Consider the following 20,001-nt stretch of genomic DNA (forward strand, 5'->3'; position numbering starts at 1 on the left):
GGCCGTATGCTACAATCAGGAAGGGGAGAGCGGCCTCGCGGTCGCCGCCCCTGGTTTCCCAGTCTTTCTTGCGTCAGGAGCAGAAGCATGAGCGCGAGCGCAAGACGGCGCAAATTCTGGGGCTGGGGCTATGAGGGAGACGTCCTCAGCGAGGAGGAACTCAACTGGTTAGAAGGAACGTGGGCGGCCTTCTTTGGCGTGGATCACTTTGAGGTCACGCCTCCGCCGACGGTCGAAGAGATTGAGCTGTATCCTCCGCGTCTGAGTGTGCCCTCTCAGCTCGCGGCCATCTGTACCACGGAGCCTTATGAACGACTGCGCCATGCCTATGGCGCTTCTTTCCCCGACTCAGCGCGGGCCTTTGCGCGCGACTTCTCTCATCCACCCGACGTCGTGGCCTATCCTCGCGATGTTCAAGAGATCGTAGCCCTGCTCGACTGGTGCTACGACCATGATATTATTGTGGTCCCCTTTGGTGGGGGCACGAGCGTGGTGGGTGGCGTTGAACCCCCGTCGGGGGCGGAGCGGGTGCTGACCATTGATCTGACGCGCATGCGGCGCGTGCTGGAGATCGACGAGCAGTCACAGGTGGCGCTGATCGAGGCCGGGGCTGCCGGCCCGGTACTGGAGGAGCAGTTGCGGCCCACTGGCTGGACGTTGCGTTTCTTTCCTCAGTCTTTTGAATTTTCGACCCTGGGGGGCTGGATCGCCACCCGCGCTGGCGGCCACTTTGCGACGCTGGCGACGCACATTGACGATCTGGTTGAGAGCGTCGAGCTGGTCACGCCGCGCGGCCTGGTGCTCACGCCGCGTTTCCCGGCGTCGGGGGCCGGACCTGATCCGTTGCGGCTCTGGCTTGGCTCCGAGGGCATCTTTGGCCTGATCACGCGGGCCTGGGTACGCATTGGACGTCGCCCGCGCTTCCGCGCCTCGGCCAGTGTGCGCTTCGAAGATTTCGCCAGGGCCAGCGAGGCGGTGCGCGCTATTGCTCAGGCTGGCCTCTATCCTGCCAATTGCCGTCTCCTTGATCCGCTGGAGAGCCTGGGCAGTGGGCTGGGCAATGGGACGCAGGCGTTTTTGATTCTGACCTTTGAGTCGGCAGACCATGCGCTTGATCCCTGGCTGCGGCGTGCACTCGAATTGTGCGCTGATTATGGCGGGGTCGTGGAGTCGCAAGCGAGCGAAAGCGGTGAGGGAGAGGGCCATCGCCAGGGAGCTGCGGGGCGCTGGCGCCAGCGTTTCTTGCGCATGCCCTGGTATCGTGAGGCTTTGACGGCGCGCGGTATCATCTCTGACACCTTCGAGACGGCTGTGACCTGGGAGCGCTTTTCACACCTGTACGAACAGGTGCGGCTCGCGACGGCCCAGGCCATACACGAGGTCACGGGCAAGGCTGGCTGGGTCAGTTGCCGTCTGACGCATGTTTATCCTGATGGGGCGGCAGCCTATTTTACCTTCTGCGCGCTCGGCAGAAAGACATCCCTCGTGGAACAGTTCTGGGAGATCAAGCGTGTGGCTCTAAGTGCTGTGACGGAACAGGGCGGCACGATTACCCACCATCATGCCGTTGGGCGCGATCATCGCCCCTGGTACGATCGTGAGCGACCTGCCCTCTTTGCTGAGGTGCTGCGTGCTGCTAAGGAGACGCTTGACCCTCGCTGGCTGCTCAATCCAGGTGTGCTGCTTGACCCGCCTGTCAGCCTGGGCGTGATATAGTAATAGTGCAGCGGACGCGAAGCCTTGGTACAGCGTCGACGCGCCTGATCAGCCCCTGCTCGCAGCTATTGGACGAGCAAAGCAAGCAAAGACGCTCCAGAGGCCAGTGCAGAGAGAGTGAATCAGGGGCGAGAAAGAAGAAAGGTGCGGTAAACGAGAAGCGGCTGGCTCAGCGTCCTGAATTCAAAAGCGAAGACAAGGGAGTATCAACGTGGAACTCAGCGGCAAAAGTGTCATGGTGACAGGAGGCGCCTCCGGCCTGGGGGCGGCCTGTGTGCGACTCTTCAGTCAAAGCGGCGCGCGTGTGCTCATTGCTGACATCAACAGTGAAGGTGGTCAAAAGCTGGCCCAGGAGATCGGACCTGCGGCGCGCTTTGTGCCAACGAATGTTGTTGAGGAAGCCTCGGTTCTGGCGGCACTCAAGGAGGCCCAAGAAGCCTTTGGCGGTCTGCATATCCTTGTAAACTGTGCCGGCATTGGTCTGGCTGAGCGCACCCTTGGCAAGCAGGGGCCTCACAGTCTTGAAACCTTCACGCGTGTCATTCAGGTCAATCTGATCGGCACCTTCAACGCTCTGCGTCTGGCGGCGCAGGTCATGAGTAATAATGAGCCGAACGCGGAGGGAGAGCGTGGAGTCATTATCAATACGGCCTCGGTGGCAGCTTTCGACGGCCAGATTGGCCAGGCTGCTTATTCAGCCTCTAAGGGTGGCATTGCCGGCATGACACTTCCTGTGGCCCGCGATCTGGCGCGCAGCGGTATTCGCGTCGTCACCATTGCTCCTGGCATCTTTGACACGCCGCTGATGGCGGCTCTTCCCGAACCGGCGCGCGTCTCTCTGCTGCAACAGGCGCCCTTCCCGCCACGGCTGGGTAGACCGGAGGAATATGCTTTATTGGCGCGCCATATTGTTGAGAATCCGATGCTCAACGGTGAAGTCATCCGCCTGGATGGAGCGATTCGTCTGCCCTACCTGATCCGTTGAAGTTGTGAGTTGTGAGCTATAAAGCAGGGGCCGCCTGGGAAAGTGCTGAGGGCACTTGAGCTGAGCGGCCCCTTGCTGTCTTTTCTCTGAGGAGAGGAGCCTGGTGGTCTGATCCGCAAGGGTGACCGCTGCAGCGGCGAAGAAAGCAGGAACGTGAGCTGATCGTTGCTGCGTTTCCTGCCCGTACCAATGACGGGATCGATAGAATTCTTTTTAAAGATAATCTTGAAATAGGTAGATAACGAAAAACATCGAAGAAAGAAGTAGAAGATATAATCCACCTCTTTTATCTCTTATCGCATCTCCTCAACAGGTCTAGCAATTGCCCCCCAGCCCTGCTTCCTACCTAAGCCGTGTGGCTTAAGCGAAATAGGTGCAGCGATCCTCTAACGCTCTGGCTTTCAGGGCGCATCGCTGCTCTCAGGCAGCCCCTTCTGATCTGCCGACGTCCTCTGGAGGTTCGTCAGTAGAGGCACTGAGTCCCTCGGGTGGAGCGACCAGCGGTAGCGCAAACCAGAAAGTCGAGCCTGCCCCTTCGCGGCTCTCAACGCCCACCTCGCCGCCCTGCTGCTGAATGAGGCGTCGGCTGATATAAAGGCCGAGTCCCAGGCTGGCCCCGGCGTTCTGGTAGGGTCGAATACCGGGCACCTGATAGAAGCGCTCCCAGATATGCTCGCGGGCCTCATCAGGCAAGCCAGGTCCGGCATCGCACACCCAACAGCGTGCCACAATATCGTTGCGCTCCACACCCACCTCAATCGGTTCCTCGGGAGGCGAGTACTTTAGTGCATTAGTGAGATAATTATGGACAACCTGCTCAATGCGATCACGATCGACATAAACGAAGAGAGGCTCCTTCTCTGGTAATTTGAGACTGATCACACGCTGTGGGAAAGCCAGCTGCAGATCCTGCACCGTCTCGCGCACGATCTCCACCAGGTCCCAATGAGCCAGGCGCAGCTCCAGCCGCTCGTCCTGGTTACGCGACATTTCCAGTAGGTCATTAATCAAGCGGTTCTGGCGGCGTAGATGTTGCTCGCCCCGCTCTAGCAGTCCCTGAGCCTGTTCAAAAAGCTGCAGTCGAGTCTCTTCATCCAGATTAGCCGCGCTTGCCAGACGCTGCAGCAAGCGGCGTGCAAGCTGGATATTACCCAGCAGAGCCGTCAGCGGTGTCTTTAACTCATGAGTTGCCAGGCTCAAGAAAGCATCCCGCTGGCGCTCCAGAGCTGTTTGCTTGCTAATGTCAAGCATAGTACCGATATAGCCGGCGAACGAGAGACTGGCATCGCTGTAAGGGGCGGTACGGACCAGCATATCGTGATACTCGCCATCGGCACCCAACAAGCGAAACTGGGTCTCGTAAGGCTGCTGAGCTGTCAAAGCCATCTGCCAGTGTTCCAGGACGCGCCGGCGATCAGAGGGATGAAGCGCAGCGGTCCACTGCCAGCCCTGACACTGCTCGAATGACCGCCCAGTAAACTGCTGCCAGGTCGAATTGAAATAGACAGCGGCTCCCGTTGTATCGGTTTGCCAAATAATGATAGGGGCATGCTCAGCCAGGCTGCGGAAGCGCTCCTCACTGGCCTTAAGCGCTGCCTCAGCCTGCTTGCGCTCCGTGATATCGCGCGAAATTGCCAGCAAGCAAGAAATGCGCCCTTCGTGGTCAAGGAAAGGGGTAATTGTCACCTGCCACCAGCGTGGAGTGCCCTTCATAGTAGGACAGAAGCCTTCAAAGTGTCCCACCCGTCCAGAGCGGGCCTCTGCCAGGGCCTGCTCGGCCAGGCGGCGACCCTCGCCTGACCAGAAAGTCACCCACTCGCTATTGAGGCAGCTGGCCACATCCTCGATCTCCAAAGCCCGTATACCACCGCGGTTGAGCCAGAGCAAGTGGCCCTCGTGGTCGAGCAACTTGATACAGTCGGGGCTATTATCAATAACCTCGCGAGTATGGTTCTCCTGAAGCAGTTGCTCGATAGAAGGTCCCCTGGCGGGAGGACCCTCCTCCGGAAAGGTTCCAGTCATTGCGGCTACTCCTCTTTTCCTGATCGATCTGAATCCGAGTCACAACGTTCTTAATTATGCCACTATTTGCGCTCTTTGGGGATTCTCTCTAGCTTGCTGCTCCTCACTATCTCACCGCTCGTGCTCATCCACAGTGCCTGGCGGAGGTGGGGTCTCAGCAGATGAGGGAGAAGGAGGAGCAGAAGGTGGTCCCGGTTCCCCTTCCGGGGGGCCGTCGACCTCAGCGGTGCCAGGCATTGGGCCAGCCGGCCCGCCTAGAATAATCTGGCGCAGGAAGACCGTATTAGGGACCGAGAGCAAGCGTGTCTGACCCGCTTCGTCGCTCACCTCCAGGGTCGTATACATGCCCGAAGTAGCCTGAAAGCGTCCCCGGTATCTGCCGAAGCGCAGCTCCTGCGCGGGAGAGAAATGGCGGCGAATATAGTAGCCGGCAATAATATTGCGTGCCGCCTCCTGTGAGCCAAAGCCAAAGCTCAAAGCGATAGCCAGGCCCAGAGCTGCCAGCAGAATCGTAAAGCTCGTCGTCAGCACCGTCGTATCGATGCCGAGCAGCGAAATAGCGATGATCACCAGGAATGCCAGTAGAACGTACTCCACCAACGAAGCCAGGAGGCGGCTGTAGCCAATATTGACACTGCGAGCCAGGGCCGCCACGGTTGCAGCCAGAAAGCGCGCTCCCAGGCCGCCAAGCAACACCAACAAGGCAGCGCTGATGGCGCGCGGTACAAAATGCAGAATAGCATCCAAAAAATCAACTAAGCTGATGAATTCAAGCAAGCGAGCAGCTGATGTAAAGAAGCTCAGCAGCAGGAAGAAGAAAACCGCATTCGCCAGGAAGCGCGGCACCGAAGGCGAAAGGCCCAGTCGGCGTAAAAAAGCGGCAAAGCCGAGGCGCTCACCGAGCTGCTGCACTCCCAGATGATCCAGGAAGAAGCGCAGTCCCCAGCGCACCAGCAGGCTAATCACATAGCCGATGGCCAGCAGTAACAGGCTATTAATCAAGCGAGGGACGAATGAAGCAATCTCCAGCAGCGTCTTGCTCAGGCTATCGATGACCGGTTGGATACTCATTGCCTCTCTTCTTCTTCTTCTTCTTTCCAGGTTGACGCAGACCAGGGTGCTCAATCACAGAGGCCATCTTTGCTGAACCGGGCACCTGCGGCTCTCTGTCCGGCTGTCCTGTCTGGCTCGGCTCAGCGCCAGGTAGGGGTGAACCAAAGCGACCGGCCTGCAGACGGACAGAGAGCGCATCGCAGAGTGCTGGTGGCTGGCTTATGAAGGTCCTGGCTCGACCTGCACAGAGGCAGCTCCCTCGTTACTCTCCCAATCTGGGACCAGAAAGGCGCCGAGCATGTGCAGCAACTCTCTGAGCCAGGTGGTCAGGGCCAGGGCCGAGAGGTCGAGCAGCTCCAGGCTGCAGCGCTCTTGATGGAGACGAGACAGGACCCGTCGCTCCAGGTTGGCAGACAGAGGGGCCGCCCCTTCACGCTGCCGCAGGACCTGAAAAAAGACATGGACCTGGCGCGCGATCTCGAATTCGCGGCGACAATCTGGACAAACAGCCAGCGCTGCCCGGGCCTCAGCTTGCTGGGCTGGGGACAAGCGGCCATCGACCAACTCTGGAAGAAGGGATCGCAGTTCGTCACAATTCATGGCTGCTCCTCTCCTCTCTTCCGCTGCTGCTGAGCCTGCTGCGGAGGACGTCGTTGCCCTGAGCGCTCTGGCCGAGGGCGGGAGCGTACCACCCGCGCATACTGCCCACAGAGCTTGAGAAAGAGACGCTGGAAGGCCAGCCTGGCCCGATGCAGACGCATTTTGATGGCGCCCAGGCTCACCTCGAGCACGCGCGCTATATCGTCGTAGCTCAGCTCTTCCAGCTCTCGCATCACAAGGATCTGAGCTTGCTCTCGCTCCAACGTACAGAGAACGGTATTAATACAATCTCTCAGCTCATTTCGCAGGAGCTGCTCCTCGGGATGAGCCAGGGCGACCGTTGCTGCTGGCGACGGCTGCAGCGGCTCTGGAACCTGCTCAATGGGAGAGGCCCAGGGATGGCGCCGGCGGCGCTCCAGCGAGTCCAGTGCGGCGTTGGTTGCCATACGATACAGCCACGTTGAAAACTGGGCGGGATGCTTAAGCTGGGGTAAGGAGTAGTACGCTTTGAGCAAGACATCCTGCGTGATATCCTCCGCTTCTTCGCGGTTGGCGACGATCCGATAGACCAGGGTATAGATGCGCTGGGTATAGCGCCGAACCAGTTCCTCGAAACTGCGCGTGATCTCAGGCAGCTCGCGCTGGCAGCGCATCACCAGAGCGGCATCGCTAAGCATGCTCTCGTCCAAGGACGTATTCCACCTGCAAAAGAGCAGGCATGGCCGCCCACACCAGAGAGGACTGTCGGCTTGGCTGGCTCATCGTTCCCTTCTTCCAGGCGGAACAAGCAGCCAGCACACGTGGGTTGAGCTTGCCTGACCTTCCTGGCTCCGCTCTCCTAAGCTGAGCGCCAGCCAGGCGAGGGGCGAGGCAATGGAACGAAAAGCAGAAGCAGTGCAGTTCCTGGCGGCCATGCCAGGGCAGAGTCGACAACGGGGCGAGAGAGCAGCCGAATGGCCGATCGCTGGCAAATGATCGGCCCGGCTTAGCTCAGATCAGATCGCGCCGGCGTCCCTGCAAATCTTCCCAAAGGGTCACCACATTAATACGGCCCTCGACAATGCCGCCAACCAGCCAGCCCAGAAAGGCCAGCACGGCAACCAGGAGCGTGGCCCCAAAGCCAAAGGCTACCCAGACTACCCCGAGAGCAAAGCCTAGCACCAGGCCCAAGGTGCGAGCAGTCATCTTCTCACGTCCTCCTTTCATCTCAGTGCATTGCGCAATGCCTCGCTCACCTGCAAGTGACCAGCCACGGCAGCGCAGCCAGCCAATCTGGTCGAGCGGAGCATTGTCCTTCCTTCCCTAGCGGACTCGCCTACCACGTCCTGGAGAGGCGACCTGCGTCGCAATCTCTACCCGCGCCACTGGCAGGCCAAGGTGATGCTGAAGAGTCTGCTGTAGCTTCTCCTGAAGCGTTTTGCCCACCTCTGGGGCTGCCGCATCTGGAGAAATCGCTGCTTGAACGCGCACGCGCAGGCCCTGTTGCTCCTGGCGCACAGCGCCACGAGTTTCCAGGATGCCTGGCACCGTCCCGGCAACATAACGCACCAGCTCATTGACGCTACTGCGTGTCACAGCAACCATGCCGCGGCTATCGTGCTGGATGACGAATTGTGCTGGTGGGCGCTTACCCGGCAGTAGCTCCACGATGAGCAGGATCAGACCGACCAGTGCCAGACCTATTCCCACGAAGGTCGCGGTAGTAGCATCGGCCTGGTTAAGATGGCTCAAGAACTCCCACTGCCGCTGTAAGAAGCCACCAGGGCTAACCTGAGCTGCGGTGACCAGCCCCGCTTCCAGCAAGATGAGTACAATCCCTGCCGCCAAAGCCACCAGGCTCAAAAGCAAGATCAACAGGCGATTGAATATATTTCTCATAGCACTTCCTCAAGTAAGCAGACAAGCAAGAAAGCAGAGAGGAACGGCGTTCCCACTCGTCGGCTTGCAGGAAGCGAGAGAGTGGGAGCGCACATTACACAGACAGCCCTTAGCGCACATCGTCGAAGAAGACATGAATCATTCGTGCAGGCTGTTGTCCGGCCTGCGCAAGCGCGCGCTTGACCGCAGTGCGGATCTGCTCGCTCAACTCCAACAGAGAGAGCGCATGGCTCCCGCTGCTGCTGCCGCCGCTGCTAGCGCTGGACGGATGTGGACGCCACTGAGGCTGAGAGCCAGCGCTCCCCCCAGCGCCGGCAGGGCCACCACTCTGAGTGGAGTAGTGGCCATCGCGCTGCACTGGGAAACTGCGTAGAGCCTGCTCGGCCAACACCACCCGGACCTCAACCTCCAGCGAGTCGGGCGTGGGGCGTTGCAAAACAACCCCACGCACAAACTCGCCAGGACCATAGGTACCTTCACGGGCGAAGCGACCCGCGCTTAGCTCTAGCACCGCTGGAATTTGACAAACTGCCTCTGCCACTGCCCGTGCCAGCGAGAGATCGTCAACGCTCTTCTGGGCCGCTTGCTGCTCAGTCATACCCCTGGCCATCCTCTCTGCTATTGTACACGCGCCTGGCTCGGACGCGCCTGCTCTTCAGGGAAGTAGAGATCGGTCACCGCGATATTCACTTCTTTGACCGTAAGACCGGTCATGGCCCCTACCCGATTGATGATATTCTGGCGCACTGCCGCCGCCACCTGAGGAATGCTCACACCGTAGTCGACCACCATATTCAGATCGATGGCCGCCTCCTGCTGCCCAACCTCGACATTGACGCCGAGCGAGCGCGTATCTCCACCGGTGACGCGGCTGGCCAGACCGGCAATGGCGGCCCCTGCTCCGGCGGGCACAAGCTCGTGTACCCCCTCAATCTCGCGGGCAGCAATGCCTGCGATCTTGGCTACGACGTTATCGGCAATAGAGGTCTTCCCCTGCGGAGTCACTGCCTCCAGGCCCCGCCCCGTCGTCGCCGGGGCCACGCCGCGAATCGGACTCTGCTGTGTCGCCGTTGCTGTTGCGGTCGTCTGTTCATTAGGACGATCTGCCATCTCTATAACCTCCTTTAATCGTAGAAAAAGTCGCTGTCTGTTTTCTTCCTGAAACTTCTGGTTCCTGTTGTGCTCTTCCAGGTTGCTCGAGTCCTGAGCAAAAGGAAGCTGGCTAACGAAAAGAGCCTCTCAGGCTGCTCTCATCTTTATGATAGAGAGGATGCGAATGTCTACTGCCGAAAGAGAGAGACGGCAGAACTTTCAAAAAGTCACGCCTCCCCTCTCTCTGTTGTCGGTCTACAGGAGCCAGCTCCCCGCCGCAAGAGGGACTCCAGAAACAAACACGGCCTGTCCCGGTTCTGCGTTTCTGCCGCGAGCAAAAGAGCAGACGCCAGGAGAAACTGATGACGGTTGAGGTGAACAAGGCTCAGACAATTTTCCAATCAAATTCTCATAAAGAGCTGCTATGCTGAGAAGGGCAGATTCCGGGAACGCGCCGTTGACCTCTTCCTCTGCTCTTTCAGGCAGACAGCCTGCTTCTCCTGTTCTATGGCCTGGGCGATCCTGGGCGACAGGCAGCAGTATCGGATGGGTCGGAAGGGGCGGGGCTATGGGCTGGGAGGGAAGGAGAGAAGGAAAGAGAGCGAGGTCAGGGAAGCGTCCATCCTGTGAGGTGGGGCCCTGCCCTCGTGCACTGACGAGCGCGAGCATTCGGGGGACGAAGGCATGCATATTCTTGTCATTGAAGATGAGAAGCGTCTGGCCTATCTCTTGCGCCGTGTGCTGCAGGAAGAGCGACACACGGTAGATCTGGCTCATGATGGTCAGAGCGGTCTTGATCTGGCACTTTCCGACACCTACGACGTCGTCATTCTTGATCTGATGCTGCCGGGCATCGATGGGTTGGAGATCTGTCGACAAATGCGGGCCGAGCACGTTACCACGCCAGTGCTGATGCTCACGGCGCGCGGTGCCATTGAGGATCGGGTGACCGGCCTGAATGTGGGAGCCGACGACTATCTGACTAAACCATTCGCGATGGCCGAGCTGCTGGCCCGCATCAACGCCCTACTGCGGCGGCGCGATCGTCGCTTCGACGATAACTTACAGCTGAGCGTTGGGGACCTGACTCTCGACCTGGTGCGTCACGAGGCCCGCCGCGCGGGACGGGTCATTGAATTGACAGCGAAAGAGTTCGCCCTTCTGGAGTACCTGATGCGTCATCCTGGTCAGGTACTGAGTCGCACCCAGATCATCAATGCGGTCTGGCGGTATGATATTGATGCGCTCTCCAATGTTGTTGATATCTATATCCATTACTTGCGTGAGAAGATCGACCAGGGCTTTGACTATCCCTTGATTAAAACCGTGCGTGGTGTGGGCTATAAAATCGAAGCGCGGGAGAGCGGTAAGTAAGAGCGAGGATAGTGCTATGTTCCAAGGACCCAGATGGATAGGCGGCCTCTTGAGGCGAACAGGCCGCCGGCTGCTGGTTGAAGAAGCGGGAGCGAGCCTCTTCCGTGGTCTACGCACGCGCCTGACACTCTGGTATTGCGGTGTCCTGGGAGCGGCGCTTATCCTCTTTGGAGTTGCGCTCTACTTTGGGGCCAATTATTTTCTCCTGCAGCCGTTGGAAGACTCGGCTCAGCAGTATGCTCGCGTGCATGCTGCGCAATGGCTTGCAGGGCACATTGACCGTGCCTGCGCCTCTCCCATGCCGGACAATCCCTTTCCGGCGCCTGGCAAACAAGGCCCGGTCATGGAATGGGTACAGTGCTTTGATGCTCAAGGCCATCCTCTTGTTGTCGGTGCCACTCAGCTGCCGCCGGGTCTGCTCAGCGGCGGTCTTGTGCAGCGGGCGATCCAGCAAGGGAATGCCAGCGACATCGTGGACGGAGGCCAGTCCTTCGGAGCCATCTACCGTTATGCGCAGGCGGTACCCAGTGCCGACGGCTCTGGAGTCGTGGGCGTCGTTCTGGTTGGCGAATCCATCCAGGCTCAAGAAAATGCCCTCTCATTGCTGCTAATCCTCCTGCTCTGTCTTGGGGCCTTGAGCCTGGTCGGAGCAGGCCTCGGCGGTCTCTTTCTGGCTAACCGGGCCCTGGCTCCGGCGCGGCTGGCCTGGGCCAATCAGCAACGTTTCATCGCTGACGCCTCGCATGAACTGCGTACGCCTCTTACCCTTCTGCGCGCCGATGCTGAAGTCTTGCTGCGTAGTCGCGAGCGTCTCCAGGGGGAGGACGCTGCTCTTTTAGAGGATATTGTCACTGAAACCAACCATCTAGCGGCTATTGCCAACAACCTGCTCACCCTGGCTCGCCTCGACAGCGGACAGCTCCATCGGGAGCACGAGGTCGTTCACCTGGCGGCTCTTGCCCATAATGGAGCGCGACGCATTCGCGCCCTCGCCTCGCAGCGGGCCATCCGAGTAGAGGAAGAGCACCACGGTCAGCCCTATGTAATTGGTGATCCCCTCCTGCTCGAACAGGCCGTTCTGGTTCTCCTGGACAACGCTCTCAAGTACAATCGCCAGGGCGGCAGCATCCGCATCCGCACGCTAGAGCGCGACAGGAGAGCCTTACTGGAAGTTTGTGATACTGGCATTGGCATTCCACCGGAACATCTGCCGCACCTGGGAGAGCGTTTCTATCGCGTTGACAAGGCCCGCTCGCGCGAAGCGGGAGGCACTGGCCTGGGCCTCTCGATTGCCCGTGGCATTGCCAGGCTGCATCGTGGCCAACTGACGCTGGCCAGCATCCCCGGTCAAGGTACCGTGGCAACGCTCAGCCTGCCCTTAGCTCGCAGTGGGCATGTTGAGACGCTCGAGCACCAGCCCATCTACCTCGGAAGAGCAACGTCTGGTGACCAGCAATCACATGCGCGCTGAACCGGTCTCAGTTGCTAAGGAAGCGCTTCTCCTCGTAAGGAGTTTTCTCTCCTGGTCCTGTAAACAACGCAACTACCCAACGTAAAAGATAGAGAGCAGGACAATTGTAGAAGATAGACTTTGCTTCCATAGGGAGGAACTATGAAAAGGAAGAGCATCATCGTTGCAGTTGTGCTCGTGGTGGTGGTCATTGCCGTCCTTGTTGGCGGCTTTCTGGTCTATACCCAGCATTTTGCCAATAGCGTCAACCAGCCGCATCAGGCGGCGGGACCGATCAGCGTCACAGGGACGCCGACCACGATCTCAGGGCTACGCACCTTCCAGATTGTGCCCGATCAGACCACGGCAAGCTACAGCGTGTATGAGAACCTCATTATTGAGAACAAGCCGCATAACAAAGTTGTCGGCACAACCCATACGGTCCAGGGCAGCTTTGGCGTGCGTACCGATCCTTCGCCGCTCATCGGCAACATGAAGATCACCGTCGATCTGCGAACCTTGCAAACCGATTCGCCGCGACGCGACAACTATGTGCAGCGCAATGCTCTCCAGACCGATCAGTATCCCTATGCGACCTTTGTCTCCGTCCTCTCTCAGGGCTTGCCTGCCAGCTACAGCGATGGCCAGAATGTTCATTTCAAGCTGATCGGCAACCTGACCATGCATGGCAAGACCAACCGTGCTACATTCGATGTCCAGGGCAAACTCAGCGGCAACACCATTACGGGCACGGCGACCACGACAATCTATATGACAGACTTCGGCATTCAGCCGCCGAATCTGGCCAACATTGCCATTTCCGAAAACCAGGTGACGCTTAGCATCACCTTTACCGCCCGCGCCACTGGGAGCTGAGTGGGCGCGAGAGAGGGACCCTCCTGGGGCTGGAAGTAGCAGAGGTAAGGCGTAACAGCGGGGGCAGGAGGCCAGCGAGGCGCTAAGCGCTGAGCTGATCCCGGGAGCGGGGGCGAAAGGCAGGGCGTGCACGGACCTAGAGAAGAGAGGTTGGTCCGTGCACGCCCTGGCCATTCAATGGAGGGAAGCAAGCCGTAGCCTGCGGGTGGCAGGCTGTCAGATCAGGACAGGACTGGCAGATTAGCGCACTCTCCCGTAACTCTCGCCCGACATGGCCTGGCGGCCGAGCGGCAGGAAGCCAACGATGGCCGCGGCAGCCCCAACAACCAGATGGAGCAGATTATCGGCCAGGTTGATATGGACGAGGCCGAGCAGCATTCCGTCGGGAGCGAGGCCCGGAATGAAGCCCAGAATGCCGACCAGCAAGTAGACGATTCCGAGTGCCTGAGCGTAGAGGCGTGACCAGCCTGTAAAGGCCGCCGCAATGCCCAGGATACCTACGAGCAGATGGATGACGTTGTGCTCGATATTGACCGCGAAGATGCCCAGAAGCGCCCCCTCGGTCGGGTTCAGAATGAAGCCAAGGATGCCAACCAGCAAGAAAACGATCCCGATGACCAGAGCGAAACCACGAGCAAGATCAAACTGTCTCATGAGGCAGAACCTCCTTTCTGCAAAGAGGCTACGTGATAGTGAGGCTGGCGGATTACCTCGCACCTGGGGCTCTCCGGGGATAGAGAGAGGTCAGCAGGCCCAGCCGAGCCGGGTTGTCACACTCATTCCTGGTGGGCAACAACAAGAGAGATCCAGAAGGCCATCTTTTGCGTATCCATCGCAGAGAGAGCCTGTGATAGAGCGGCGGCGTGGCTTGTGACTTGCTGTCATGCCTATAATGGCCTCTGTAGTGGCCTCTGGATCTTTTGCTTGCGACGAGGACCGTGGAGTGCAATGAGTGCATCGGGGAAGAAGGAGGGGCAGGGTTCGGATGGGAAGGCTTCTGGCTCTATGCCCAGAGCAAGGCCCCCGCAGATCCCTGTGGAAGAGCTGAGCGATGAAACGCTCGTGCGGGCGATTTCCCTCGGCGTGGTCTGGGCTTTAGAAATGCTCTATGAGCGTTACCATCGCCTGCTCTACTCAATAACGTATCGCATGATCAAGGATCATCAGGTTGCTGAGGACCTGCTCCAAGAAGCCTTTCTGGCGGTCTGGCAGAACGCCGGCAGCTACTCATCGCGCATGGGCTCGGTCCAGAACTGGTTGATCTCGATCATGCGCCACCGGGCGATCGATTACCTGCGTCGCCTGCGCACTCACGCTGAGCTGCGCGGGATGCCGCTGGAAGATGCTGCCACCAGCGAGGAAATGGTCTCTGCCGATGCCTGGGATGCGGTTTGGCGCTCTGTCCAGGGAGCACAGCTACGTAGGGCGCTCGCGCTGCTCTCCAGCGAGCAGCGCCTGGTCATTGAGTTGGCCTATTTCGAGGGCTGGACCCACTCCGAAATTGCCCGCGCTTATGGCCTTCCCCTGGGCACGGTCAAGGCGCGCATGCGCCTGGGCTTGATGCGCCTGCGCAGTATTCTTGAACGACTCGGCACTATCGAAGGCTAGCGCACTGCATCCAGACAGGCAAGATAGAAGCTCGCCAGGTCAGGCCCCATCTATCCTGTGGCGCGCCCGCTCGCTACCCGGGTCCCACGTCAGGCGCTCGCCTTGCTGATTGCCCGCAACAGGCCGTAGCGACCTCCCTCTCTCCAGTCCGATACCACTGCGAGAAAAGGAGAATACTGGAGGCGGCTAACTGCTATGCTGCTCACGTCAATCGAGGGCAAGACCAGCGCTGTCTGTGAACAGAGACCACCCTGCCCAGGCTGGGCACGCTGACAGGGAGCGTTACAATACAAGGGAGCGGGTCGCCCCTGGAAGAGAGTGCAATGGAGACGGAGCCCCTTATGAACTGCCAGGAATTCGAAGAGCTTTCCGGCGCCTATGCCCTTGACGCGCTAACAGAAGAGGAACGACGTGCTGCTGATGAGCATCTGGCCCAGTGCCCGAAGTGCTCGCGCGCGCTGCAGCAGTTGCGCAGCGTCGTGGAGCTCTTTCCCCTCACCGTTCCTCCGGTCGAACCCTCACCGCGTGTGAAGGAGCGCATTCTCGCGCGCATCGAAGAACAGGCCCAACAGCAGCGCTCAGGCCAGATGCAGCCTGCCCTGCCTTCTCAAGCTGGAAGCTACTTGCAGCGGAGAGCAGGCCAGCGCTGGCGTTGGGCCGCACTGGCCGCTGTGGCAGTCCTGTTGCTGTCTCTCCTGGGCGGAACCTTCGCCTGGAATATCTCGCTGCAACAGCAACTCAGCCGTCTACAGCAGCAGGTAGCGCTGCTGGGCAGCCCGGAGGCCCCCGTGGTCTATTCGCTCCGTGGCACTGCTCTGGCCAGCTCAGCTCGTGGCGAAGTCATGTACTTTCCCCGCCAGCAGGTCACCGTGGTTGTGGTCTATGGACTCCCCCCTTTAGAGGGCACCCACGTCTATCAGGGGTGGCTCCTGCGTCATCAACATCCGACCAGTATTGGTCTGCTGACGGTTGAAAACGGCGTGGCCACTCTCAACTTTCAAGGGCCGCTGACCGGCTACGATAGCCTGGCCATCAGCCTCGAAAACGGTCCCCAGCCTAGCATTGAGGCACCAAAAGGTCCTGTCGTAGCTCTCGGTACGCTGATAAATCCTGCAGCAAATTATCATTGAGTAATGGAAAACCATCCTTCAGTAGTATCTATCGATCTTTCAGGTGATAGTGTCTCTGGAGGGAGTAATCTAAGCGAGGGAAATCAGCGTATAGGTGATTCGAGGAGGAGAAGGATAGCAGGTTTCGCTCTACTTCGAGCCATTCTGCTACCCGGTCGGCGGCACACGCTGTAGTTCAGCCTGCCTCTAGCCCAGGCGAGGGGTGCATCAATGGTGCCCGCGCCTGTCTTTCCTCACAGCCTCCTCTCTCCGATCGGGGTGGGCAGGTTGGTTGAGGGACTGGCCTGTGCTTCCCTCTCCTCCTCGCTCAACCGTCCGACCAACTGACAGCAGCCAAACGAAGTGAGAACGACGCAAGGAGTATGGAACAATGGATGAGGTAAGAGAGATACCGACGCCAGAGCTGAAGTCTGGATCGCCGCAGCCGGAAGCGGCCCGGCGTGCCCTTCTGAAAGGAGTAGCTCTCGGCGCGGTGGCTGGGGCTGGTCTGGGAACCGCCCTTTCTACGACTGTCAGCAGCGCTTTCCTGGGGCAGGTAGCTCATGCTGCCTCTTCGGCAAGCAATAGTTGTGTCACACCTATCAAAGATATTTTTACCATTGCGCGCACTGCCGAGCGCCTGGCCGTGACCTTTTATAGCAATGGGCTGCGGCGCGCCTATCGCCTCGGCCTCACCTGGCGTGAGATTGCTGCTCTGGAGGCGGCCCTCATCGAAGAGCAGATTCACGAGAACTTCTTTGCCCAGGCGGGGGGCGATGTCCTCACCAGCGAATTCAGCTTTCCCCACGGAGAGGAGACCTTCGAGAATCTGCGTCTCTTCATTGAGACCCAGCAGCAGTTAGAGGGAGTCTTTGACTCTGCCTTCCTCTCTGCGGTGCGTGAGCTGGCCCAGCAGAATCGCCCGGATCTGGCCCAGATTGCGGCCCAGATCGCCACTGTTGAGGCCGAGCATCGGGCCCTTGGGCGCTTTATCGGGCGGCTTGACCCTGCCGACAACTGGGCTTTCTCGCCCGTACTGGTTGCCAAGGTCGGTGATGCACCGGCCCTGGTCCAAAAAGCCGGCTACCTCAATCCCCGTCCTGGCAACCGCTTCGTCTATCATCCCGTTGACACTACCGATCGCGGCGTGACCTACCGTACGCCGTACGCTGTGGCCTGCTCCTAGGGGGCATTGCTGGCTACGCTAGCTGTCTGGAGCACTGGCCACTGTGCACTGACTGGGGCGGCGAGAATCTGCGCCCGTTATTTTAGCGGGCGGGCGCGCTCGCTGCTCCTTCCCTCGTTGTTGTGGTCCCTGGGTCTCATGGCTGGAGAGCGATGCACAGAATGCCGGCGAAGATCAGCAGCGAGCCGACCACTTTCTGCCTCCCAAAGGACTCGTGCAGGATAGCCGTACCCATCAGAGCGGCAAAGACAACCGAGAGTTCGCGCGCGGACGCAATATAGCTGACCTGCGTTTGCCGAAGGGCGAAAAGGACCAGCAGGTAAGAGAGCAGGGCCAGGGCGCCGGCCAGCACGATCCGCGGGGCATGGGTCTGCCATTCAGCCTGCACCGCTGCGCGGCGGGTCAGGAGCATGTAAGGGAGCAGATAGAGAGCCGAGAGCACGAAAACGAGATAGATATAGGTGAGAGGCGCAGCGTAGCGCAAACCGACCTTATCAACCGTCGAGTAGCCGGCGATACTCAAGCCACAGAGCAGGGCCAGCAAAGCTGCCGGTTCGCGTAGCCGCCGCAGCGGCGCGGTCAGCTCGCGCCAGGCAAAAGCGCGCAGGTGCACCACGTAGATTCCACTCACGATCAAGAGGATACCTACGCCCCCAACAAACGACAGGTGCTCGCCCAGAGCCAGGAGGGCAATCACGGTCACAAACAGCGGAGCGCTGCCACGCGCCAAAGGATAGACCAGCGAAAGATCGCCGTAACGATAGGCAGCTCCCAGCAGCAAGTAGTAAGTGGCCTCCAACGCTGCTGAAAGAGCAATCAGCGGCCAGACATGGGGCGACACCGCATGATAAAGCAACAGAAATGGCAGCAAGCAAAGCAGAGAAGCGGAACAGATCGCTAGCCAGATGAAAACCTGCCGATCCTTTCCCCCCTTCGAAAGGAGATTCCAGCTACTGTGCATGAGGCCAGCACAGACTAAGAGCGCGAGGACCTGGATACTCATTGCTCACGGTCGCTCCTGGCGCGGCAAGAAGTGGTGCGACTCTGCCTGCTTCACCTGAAGCGGAGGGCGTCAGTAAGGCTGGCGTCGCCACCCGCGTCAGCACCTCAGAGGGCCATGACCAGGCTGGCCGTCCTCTGGCTCAGCGATCTGACGCTCGCCGGTCAGAACGGGCAAGGCCGGACTGGGCTGGCCCTTCGTTCAAGGGGCAGAGTGGCATCACCAGTATAGCCCTCGGGCAGCACCACGTCCAGTCTCTCTGGTGACTATGCCGTCCGGCAGAGCGTCGGCGCGAACTCGGCACCCCTTCTGCTTCATTGCCCCTCTGTGCTATGCTGTTAGCATGCCCTGAAGAGCGATGCCACTCTCCCGACGAGCAGGGTGCCACATCGTCTATCATCGCATCTCATCTCTCTCGTTAGCAGCTGATTGCGATTCTGTGGATTTGAGGAGAAGATCGTATCTATGTCGTCGTCATCGCATGCACAGCAAGAACAAAAAGCGCTGATGCCGGAATTCACACGCTCGCATGAGGAGATCAATGCTCTGCTAGGCTATCTGCAGGAGATCTCTGACTTGGCGGCGCTTGGGGCGCTGGCGGCCTGGGACCAGAATACGGCCTTGCCGGAAGAAGCGGGAGATGTGCGTGGGGTCCAACTGGCGACCCTGCAGGGCGTGCTGCATGAGCGCTGGACTGCCCCCGAGCTGGGACGCCTGATAGCCAGGCTGGAAAAGGTAGTTGAGCACGAGCCTTTCACAGATGCCGATCGGGCCCTGGTGCGCGAAGCGCGGCGCGAACATGAAAAAGCCACGCGCCTTCCTCGTGCGCTCGTCGAGGAGATGGCTCGCGTCGAGGCTGCCAGTTTTGAAGCCTGGCGGCGGGCGCGCGAACAAAACGACTTTGCCAGCTTTGCACCCTGGCTGAGCCGCACGGTAGCTCTCCAGCGCGAGGTCGCCGATCGCTATGGCTATCGCGAGACGCGCTACGATGCCTTGCTGGACCTCTTCGAGCCAGGTCTGACTGTGCGCAAGCTCGATGCCCTCTTTGCCCCGGTGCGCGAGGTTAGCCTCTCCTTACTCAAGCGCATTCAGGAAGGTGGGCACAGCCTCGATGCTTCCTGTCTGTATGGACACTTTCCCGTGGAGCAGCAAGATGCCCTCTGCAAGCGTTTCCTGCAGGCCCTGGGCTACGATTTCAAGCGTGGTGGCCTGGCCCATTCGCCGCACCCATTCACCACCAGCTTTGGCAGCCCGGTTGATGTGCGCCTGACCATTCATCCCCAGGAAAACTTTATCGCCTCAGCGGTCATGGCCACGATTCATGAAGGCGGCCATGCTCTGTATGAGCAGGGGTGTGCCCCCACCCTCCTGCGCACTCCCCTGGCAGGAGGGGCCTCGATGGGTGTGCACGAATCGCAGTCCCGTCTCTGGGAAAACTACATTGGCAGCTCCGAGCCGTTCTGGCGAGGCCACTTCCACCTGCTGCGTGCGGCCTTCCCCGAGCACTTTGCGGCCCTCGATGCCGTCACCTTCTCGCGCGCTCTCAACAAAGTAGAGCCGAGCCTGATCCGCATTGAGGCCGACGAAGTTACCTATAATCTGCATATCATTATCCGCTACGAGCTAGAGCGTGAACTCATCAATGGAGGGCTGGCCGTTGAGTCCCTGCCGCGTCTGTGGAACGCCCGCTATCGTGAGTATCTCGGGATCGAGCCGGATAGCGATACGAACGGCGTCCTGCAAGATGTCCACTGGACAAGCGGCTTTGGCTACTTCCCCAGCTATACGCTCGGCAACCTCTATGCAGCCCAGATCTACTATACGCTGCGCCAGATCTTCCCGGACTTCGACGAGCGGCTGGCGGGAGGCGACACGTCTTTTATTCTTGACTGGCTACGCCAACATATGTATATCTATGGCATGATCTACCTGCCTGAAGATCTCATTCGGCGTGTAACGGGTGAAGCGCCCGATGCACGCTACTTTGCCCGCTATCTCAATGAGAAATTTGGCCGTCTCTATGAACTGATCAGCTGAGGCCATCACGGTTCG

The 20,001-nt window shown here is 59.5% G+C and carries 19 protein-coding genes; 9 read left to right on the forward strand and 10 right to left on the reverse strand.

Going from position 1 to position 20,001, the window contains the following annotated elements; translation table 11 throughout:
• Nucleotides 1-87 precede the first annotated feature (87 nt).
• Both BGC09_RS01430 and BGC09_RS01435 read left to right on the forward strand, forming a co-directional pair.
• The gene (locus BGC09_RS01430) at nt 88-1,716 is read left to right on the forward strand and encodes an FAD-binding oxidoreductase (RefSeq protein ID WP_069801420.1); all 1,629 of its coding nucleotides are present in this window, start codon (nt 88-90) and stop codon (nt 1,714-1,716) included.
• A gap of 211 nt (nt 1,717-1,927) precedes the next feature.
• Nucleotides 1,928-2,701, forward strand: coding sequence for a 3-hydroxyacyl-CoA dehydrogenase (locus tag BGC09_RS01435; protein WP_069801421.1), 774 nt, complete (start codon nt 1,928-1,930; stop codon nt 2,699-2,701).
• Between the two features lie 420 nt (nt 2,702-3,121).
• Here the strand turns inward: BGC09_RS01435 and BGC09_RS01440 are convergent, their stop codons facing one another.
• The 8 genes from BGC09_RS01440 to BGC09_RS01475 form a co-directional block, all read right to left on the reverse strand.
• Nucleotides 3,122-4,723 (reverse strand): PAS domain-containing sensor histidine kinase, encoded by a 1,602-nt coding sequence (locus tag BGC09_RS01440; RefSeq protein WP_069801422.1) that lies wholly within the window; start codon nt 4,721-4,723, stop codon nt 3,122-3,124.
• Nucleotides 4,724-4,834: 111 nt separating this feature from the next.
• Nucleotides 4,835-5,794 carry a mechanosensitive ion channel family protein gene (locus BGC09_RS01445; RefSeq protein ID WP_069801423.1) on the reverse strand — a complete coding sequence of 320 codons (960 nt, stop codon included), beginning with the start codon at nt 5,792-5,794 and terminating at the stop codon, nt 4,835-4,837.
• A gap of 201 nt (nt 5,795-5,995) precedes the next feature.
• Nucleotides 5,996-6,376 (reverse strand): anti-sigma factor family protein, encoded by a 381-nt coding sequence (locus BGC09_RS01450; protein WP_069801424.1) that lies wholly within the window; start codon nt 6,374-6,376, stop codon nt 5,996-5,998.
• Nucleotides 6,373-7,065, reverse strand: coding sequence for a sigma-70 family RNA polymerase sigma factor (locus BGC09_RS01455; RefSeq protein ID WP_069801425.1), 693 nt, complete (start codon nt 7,063-7,065; stop codon nt 6,373-6,375). Before BGC09_RS01455 ends, BGC09_RS01450 begins: the two co-directional genes overlap by 4 nt.
• A 301-nt stretch (nt 7,066-7,366) precedes the next feature.
• Entirely contained in the window at nt 7,367-7,561 is a 195-nt protein-coding gene (locus tag BGC09_RS01460) for a DUF2273 domain-containing protein (RefSeq protein WP_069801426.1), read from the reverse strand.
• A 117-nt stretch (nt 7,562-7,678) separates the two neighbouring features.
• On the reverse strand, nt 7,679-8,254 hold the full coding sequence (gene amaP, locus BGC09_RS01465) for an alkaline shock response membrane anchor protein AmaP (protein WP_069801427.1): 576 nt from the start codon (nt 8,252-8,254) through the stop codon (nt 7,679-7,681).
• A 109-nt stretch (nt 8,255-8,363) separates the two neighbouring features.
• Entirely contained in the window at nt 8,364-8,852 is a 489-nt protein-coding gene (locus BGC09_RS01470) for a hypothetical protein (RefSeq protein WP_069801428.1), read from the reverse strand.
• Between the two features lie 20 nt (nt 8,853-8,872).
• Complete coding sequence (locus tag BGC09_RS01475) at nt 8,873-9,364, reverse strand: Asp23/Gls24 family envelope stress response protein (protein WP_069801429.1); 492 nt, start codon at nt 9,362-9,364, stop codon at nt 8,873-8,875.
• Between the two features lie 666 nt (nt 9,365-10,030).
• On the opposite strand from BGC09_RS01475, the gene BGC09_RS01480 reads away from it, so the two are divergent.
• The 3 genes from BGC09_RS01480 to BGC09_RS01490 all read left to right on the forward strand — a co-directional run bounded on the left by BGC09_RS01480 (nt 10,031) and on the right by BGC09_RS01490 (nt 13,046).
• Nucleotides 10,031-10,720, forward strand: coding sequence for a response regulator transcription factor (locus BGC09_RS01480; RefSeq protein WP_069801430.1), 690 nt, complete (start codon nt 10,031-10,033; stop codon nt 10,718-10,720).
• 16 nt (nt 10,721-10,736) lie between these two features.
• On the forward strand, nt 10,737-12,191 hold the full coding sequence (locus BGC09_RS01485; RefSeq protein ID WP_069801431.1) for a sensor histidine kinase: 1,455 nt from the start codon (nt 10,737-10,739) through the stop codon (nt 12,189-12,191).
• Between the two features lie 141 nt (nt 12,192-12,332).
• Entirely contained in the window at nt 12,333-13,046 is a 714-nt protein-coding gene (locus tag BGC09_RS01490) for a YceI family protein (RefSeq protein WP_069801432.1), read from the forward strand.
• A gap of 240 nt (nt 13,047-13,286) precedes the next feature.
• Here BGC09_RS01490 and BGC09_RS01495 read toward each other — a convergent pair whose 3' ends face one another.
• Nucleotides 13,287-13,700, reverse strand: coding sequence for a DUF4383 domain-containing protein (locus BGC09_RS01495; protein WP_052888053.1), 414 nt, complete (start codon nt 13,698-13,700; stop codon nt 13,287-13,289).
• Nucleotides 13,701-14,051: 351 nt separating this feature from the next.
• On the opposite strand from BGC09_RS01495, the gene BGC09_RS01500 reads away from it, so the two are divergent.
• The 3 genes from BGC09_RS01500 (at nt 14,052) to BGC09_RS01510 (ending at nt 16,949) form a co-directional block, all read left to right on the forward strand.
• Nucleotides 14,052-14,654, forward strand: coding sequence for an RNA polymerase sigma factor (locus BGC09_RS01500; RefSeq protein ID WP_069801433.1), 603 nt, complete (start codon nt 14,052-14,054; stop codon nt 14,652-14,654).
• A 341-nt stretch (nt 14,655-14,995) separates the two neighbouring features.
• Nucleotides 14,996-15,784 carry an anti-sigma factor gene (locus BGC09_RS01505; RefSeq protein ID WP_176728815.1) on the forward strand — a complete coding sequence of 263 codons (789 nt, stop codon included), beginning with the start codon at nt 14,996-14,998 and terminating at the stop codon, nt 15,782-15,784.
• Between the two features lie 370 nt (nt 15,785-16,154).
• On the forward strand, nt 16,155-16,949 hold the full coding sequence (locus tag BGC09_RS01510; RefSeq protein WP_069801435.1) for a ferritin-like domain-containing protein: 795 nt from the start codon (nt 16,155-16,157) through the stop codon (nt 16,947-16,949).
• Between the two features lie 136 nt (nt 16,950-17,085).
• Here BGC09_RS01510 and BGC09_RS01515 read toward each other — a convergent pair whose 3' ends face one another.
• Complete coding sequence (locus BGC09_RS01515) at nt 17,086-17,952, reverse strand: EamA family transporter (RefSeq protein WP_069801436.1); 867 nt, start codon at nt 17,950-17,952, stop codon at nt 17,086-17,088.
• 462 nt (nt 17,953-18,414) lie between these two features.
• On the opposite strand from BGC09_RS01515, the gene BGC09_RS01520 reads away from it, so the two are divergent.
• Nucleotides 18,415-19,986, forward strand: a complete 1,572-nt coding sequence (locus BGC09_RS01520) for a carboxypeptidase M32 (protein ID WP_084657827.1) — start codon at nt 18,415-18,417, stop codon at nt 19,984-19,986.
• The last annotated feature ends 15 nt before the right edge of the window (nt 19,987-20,001 follow it).

The sequence above is a fragment of the Thermogemmatispora onikobensis genome, assembly GCF_001748285.1.
GTDB lineage: Bacteria > Chloroflexota > Ktedonobacteria > Ktedonobacterales > Ktedonobacteraceae > Thermogemmatispora > Thermogemmatispora onikobensis.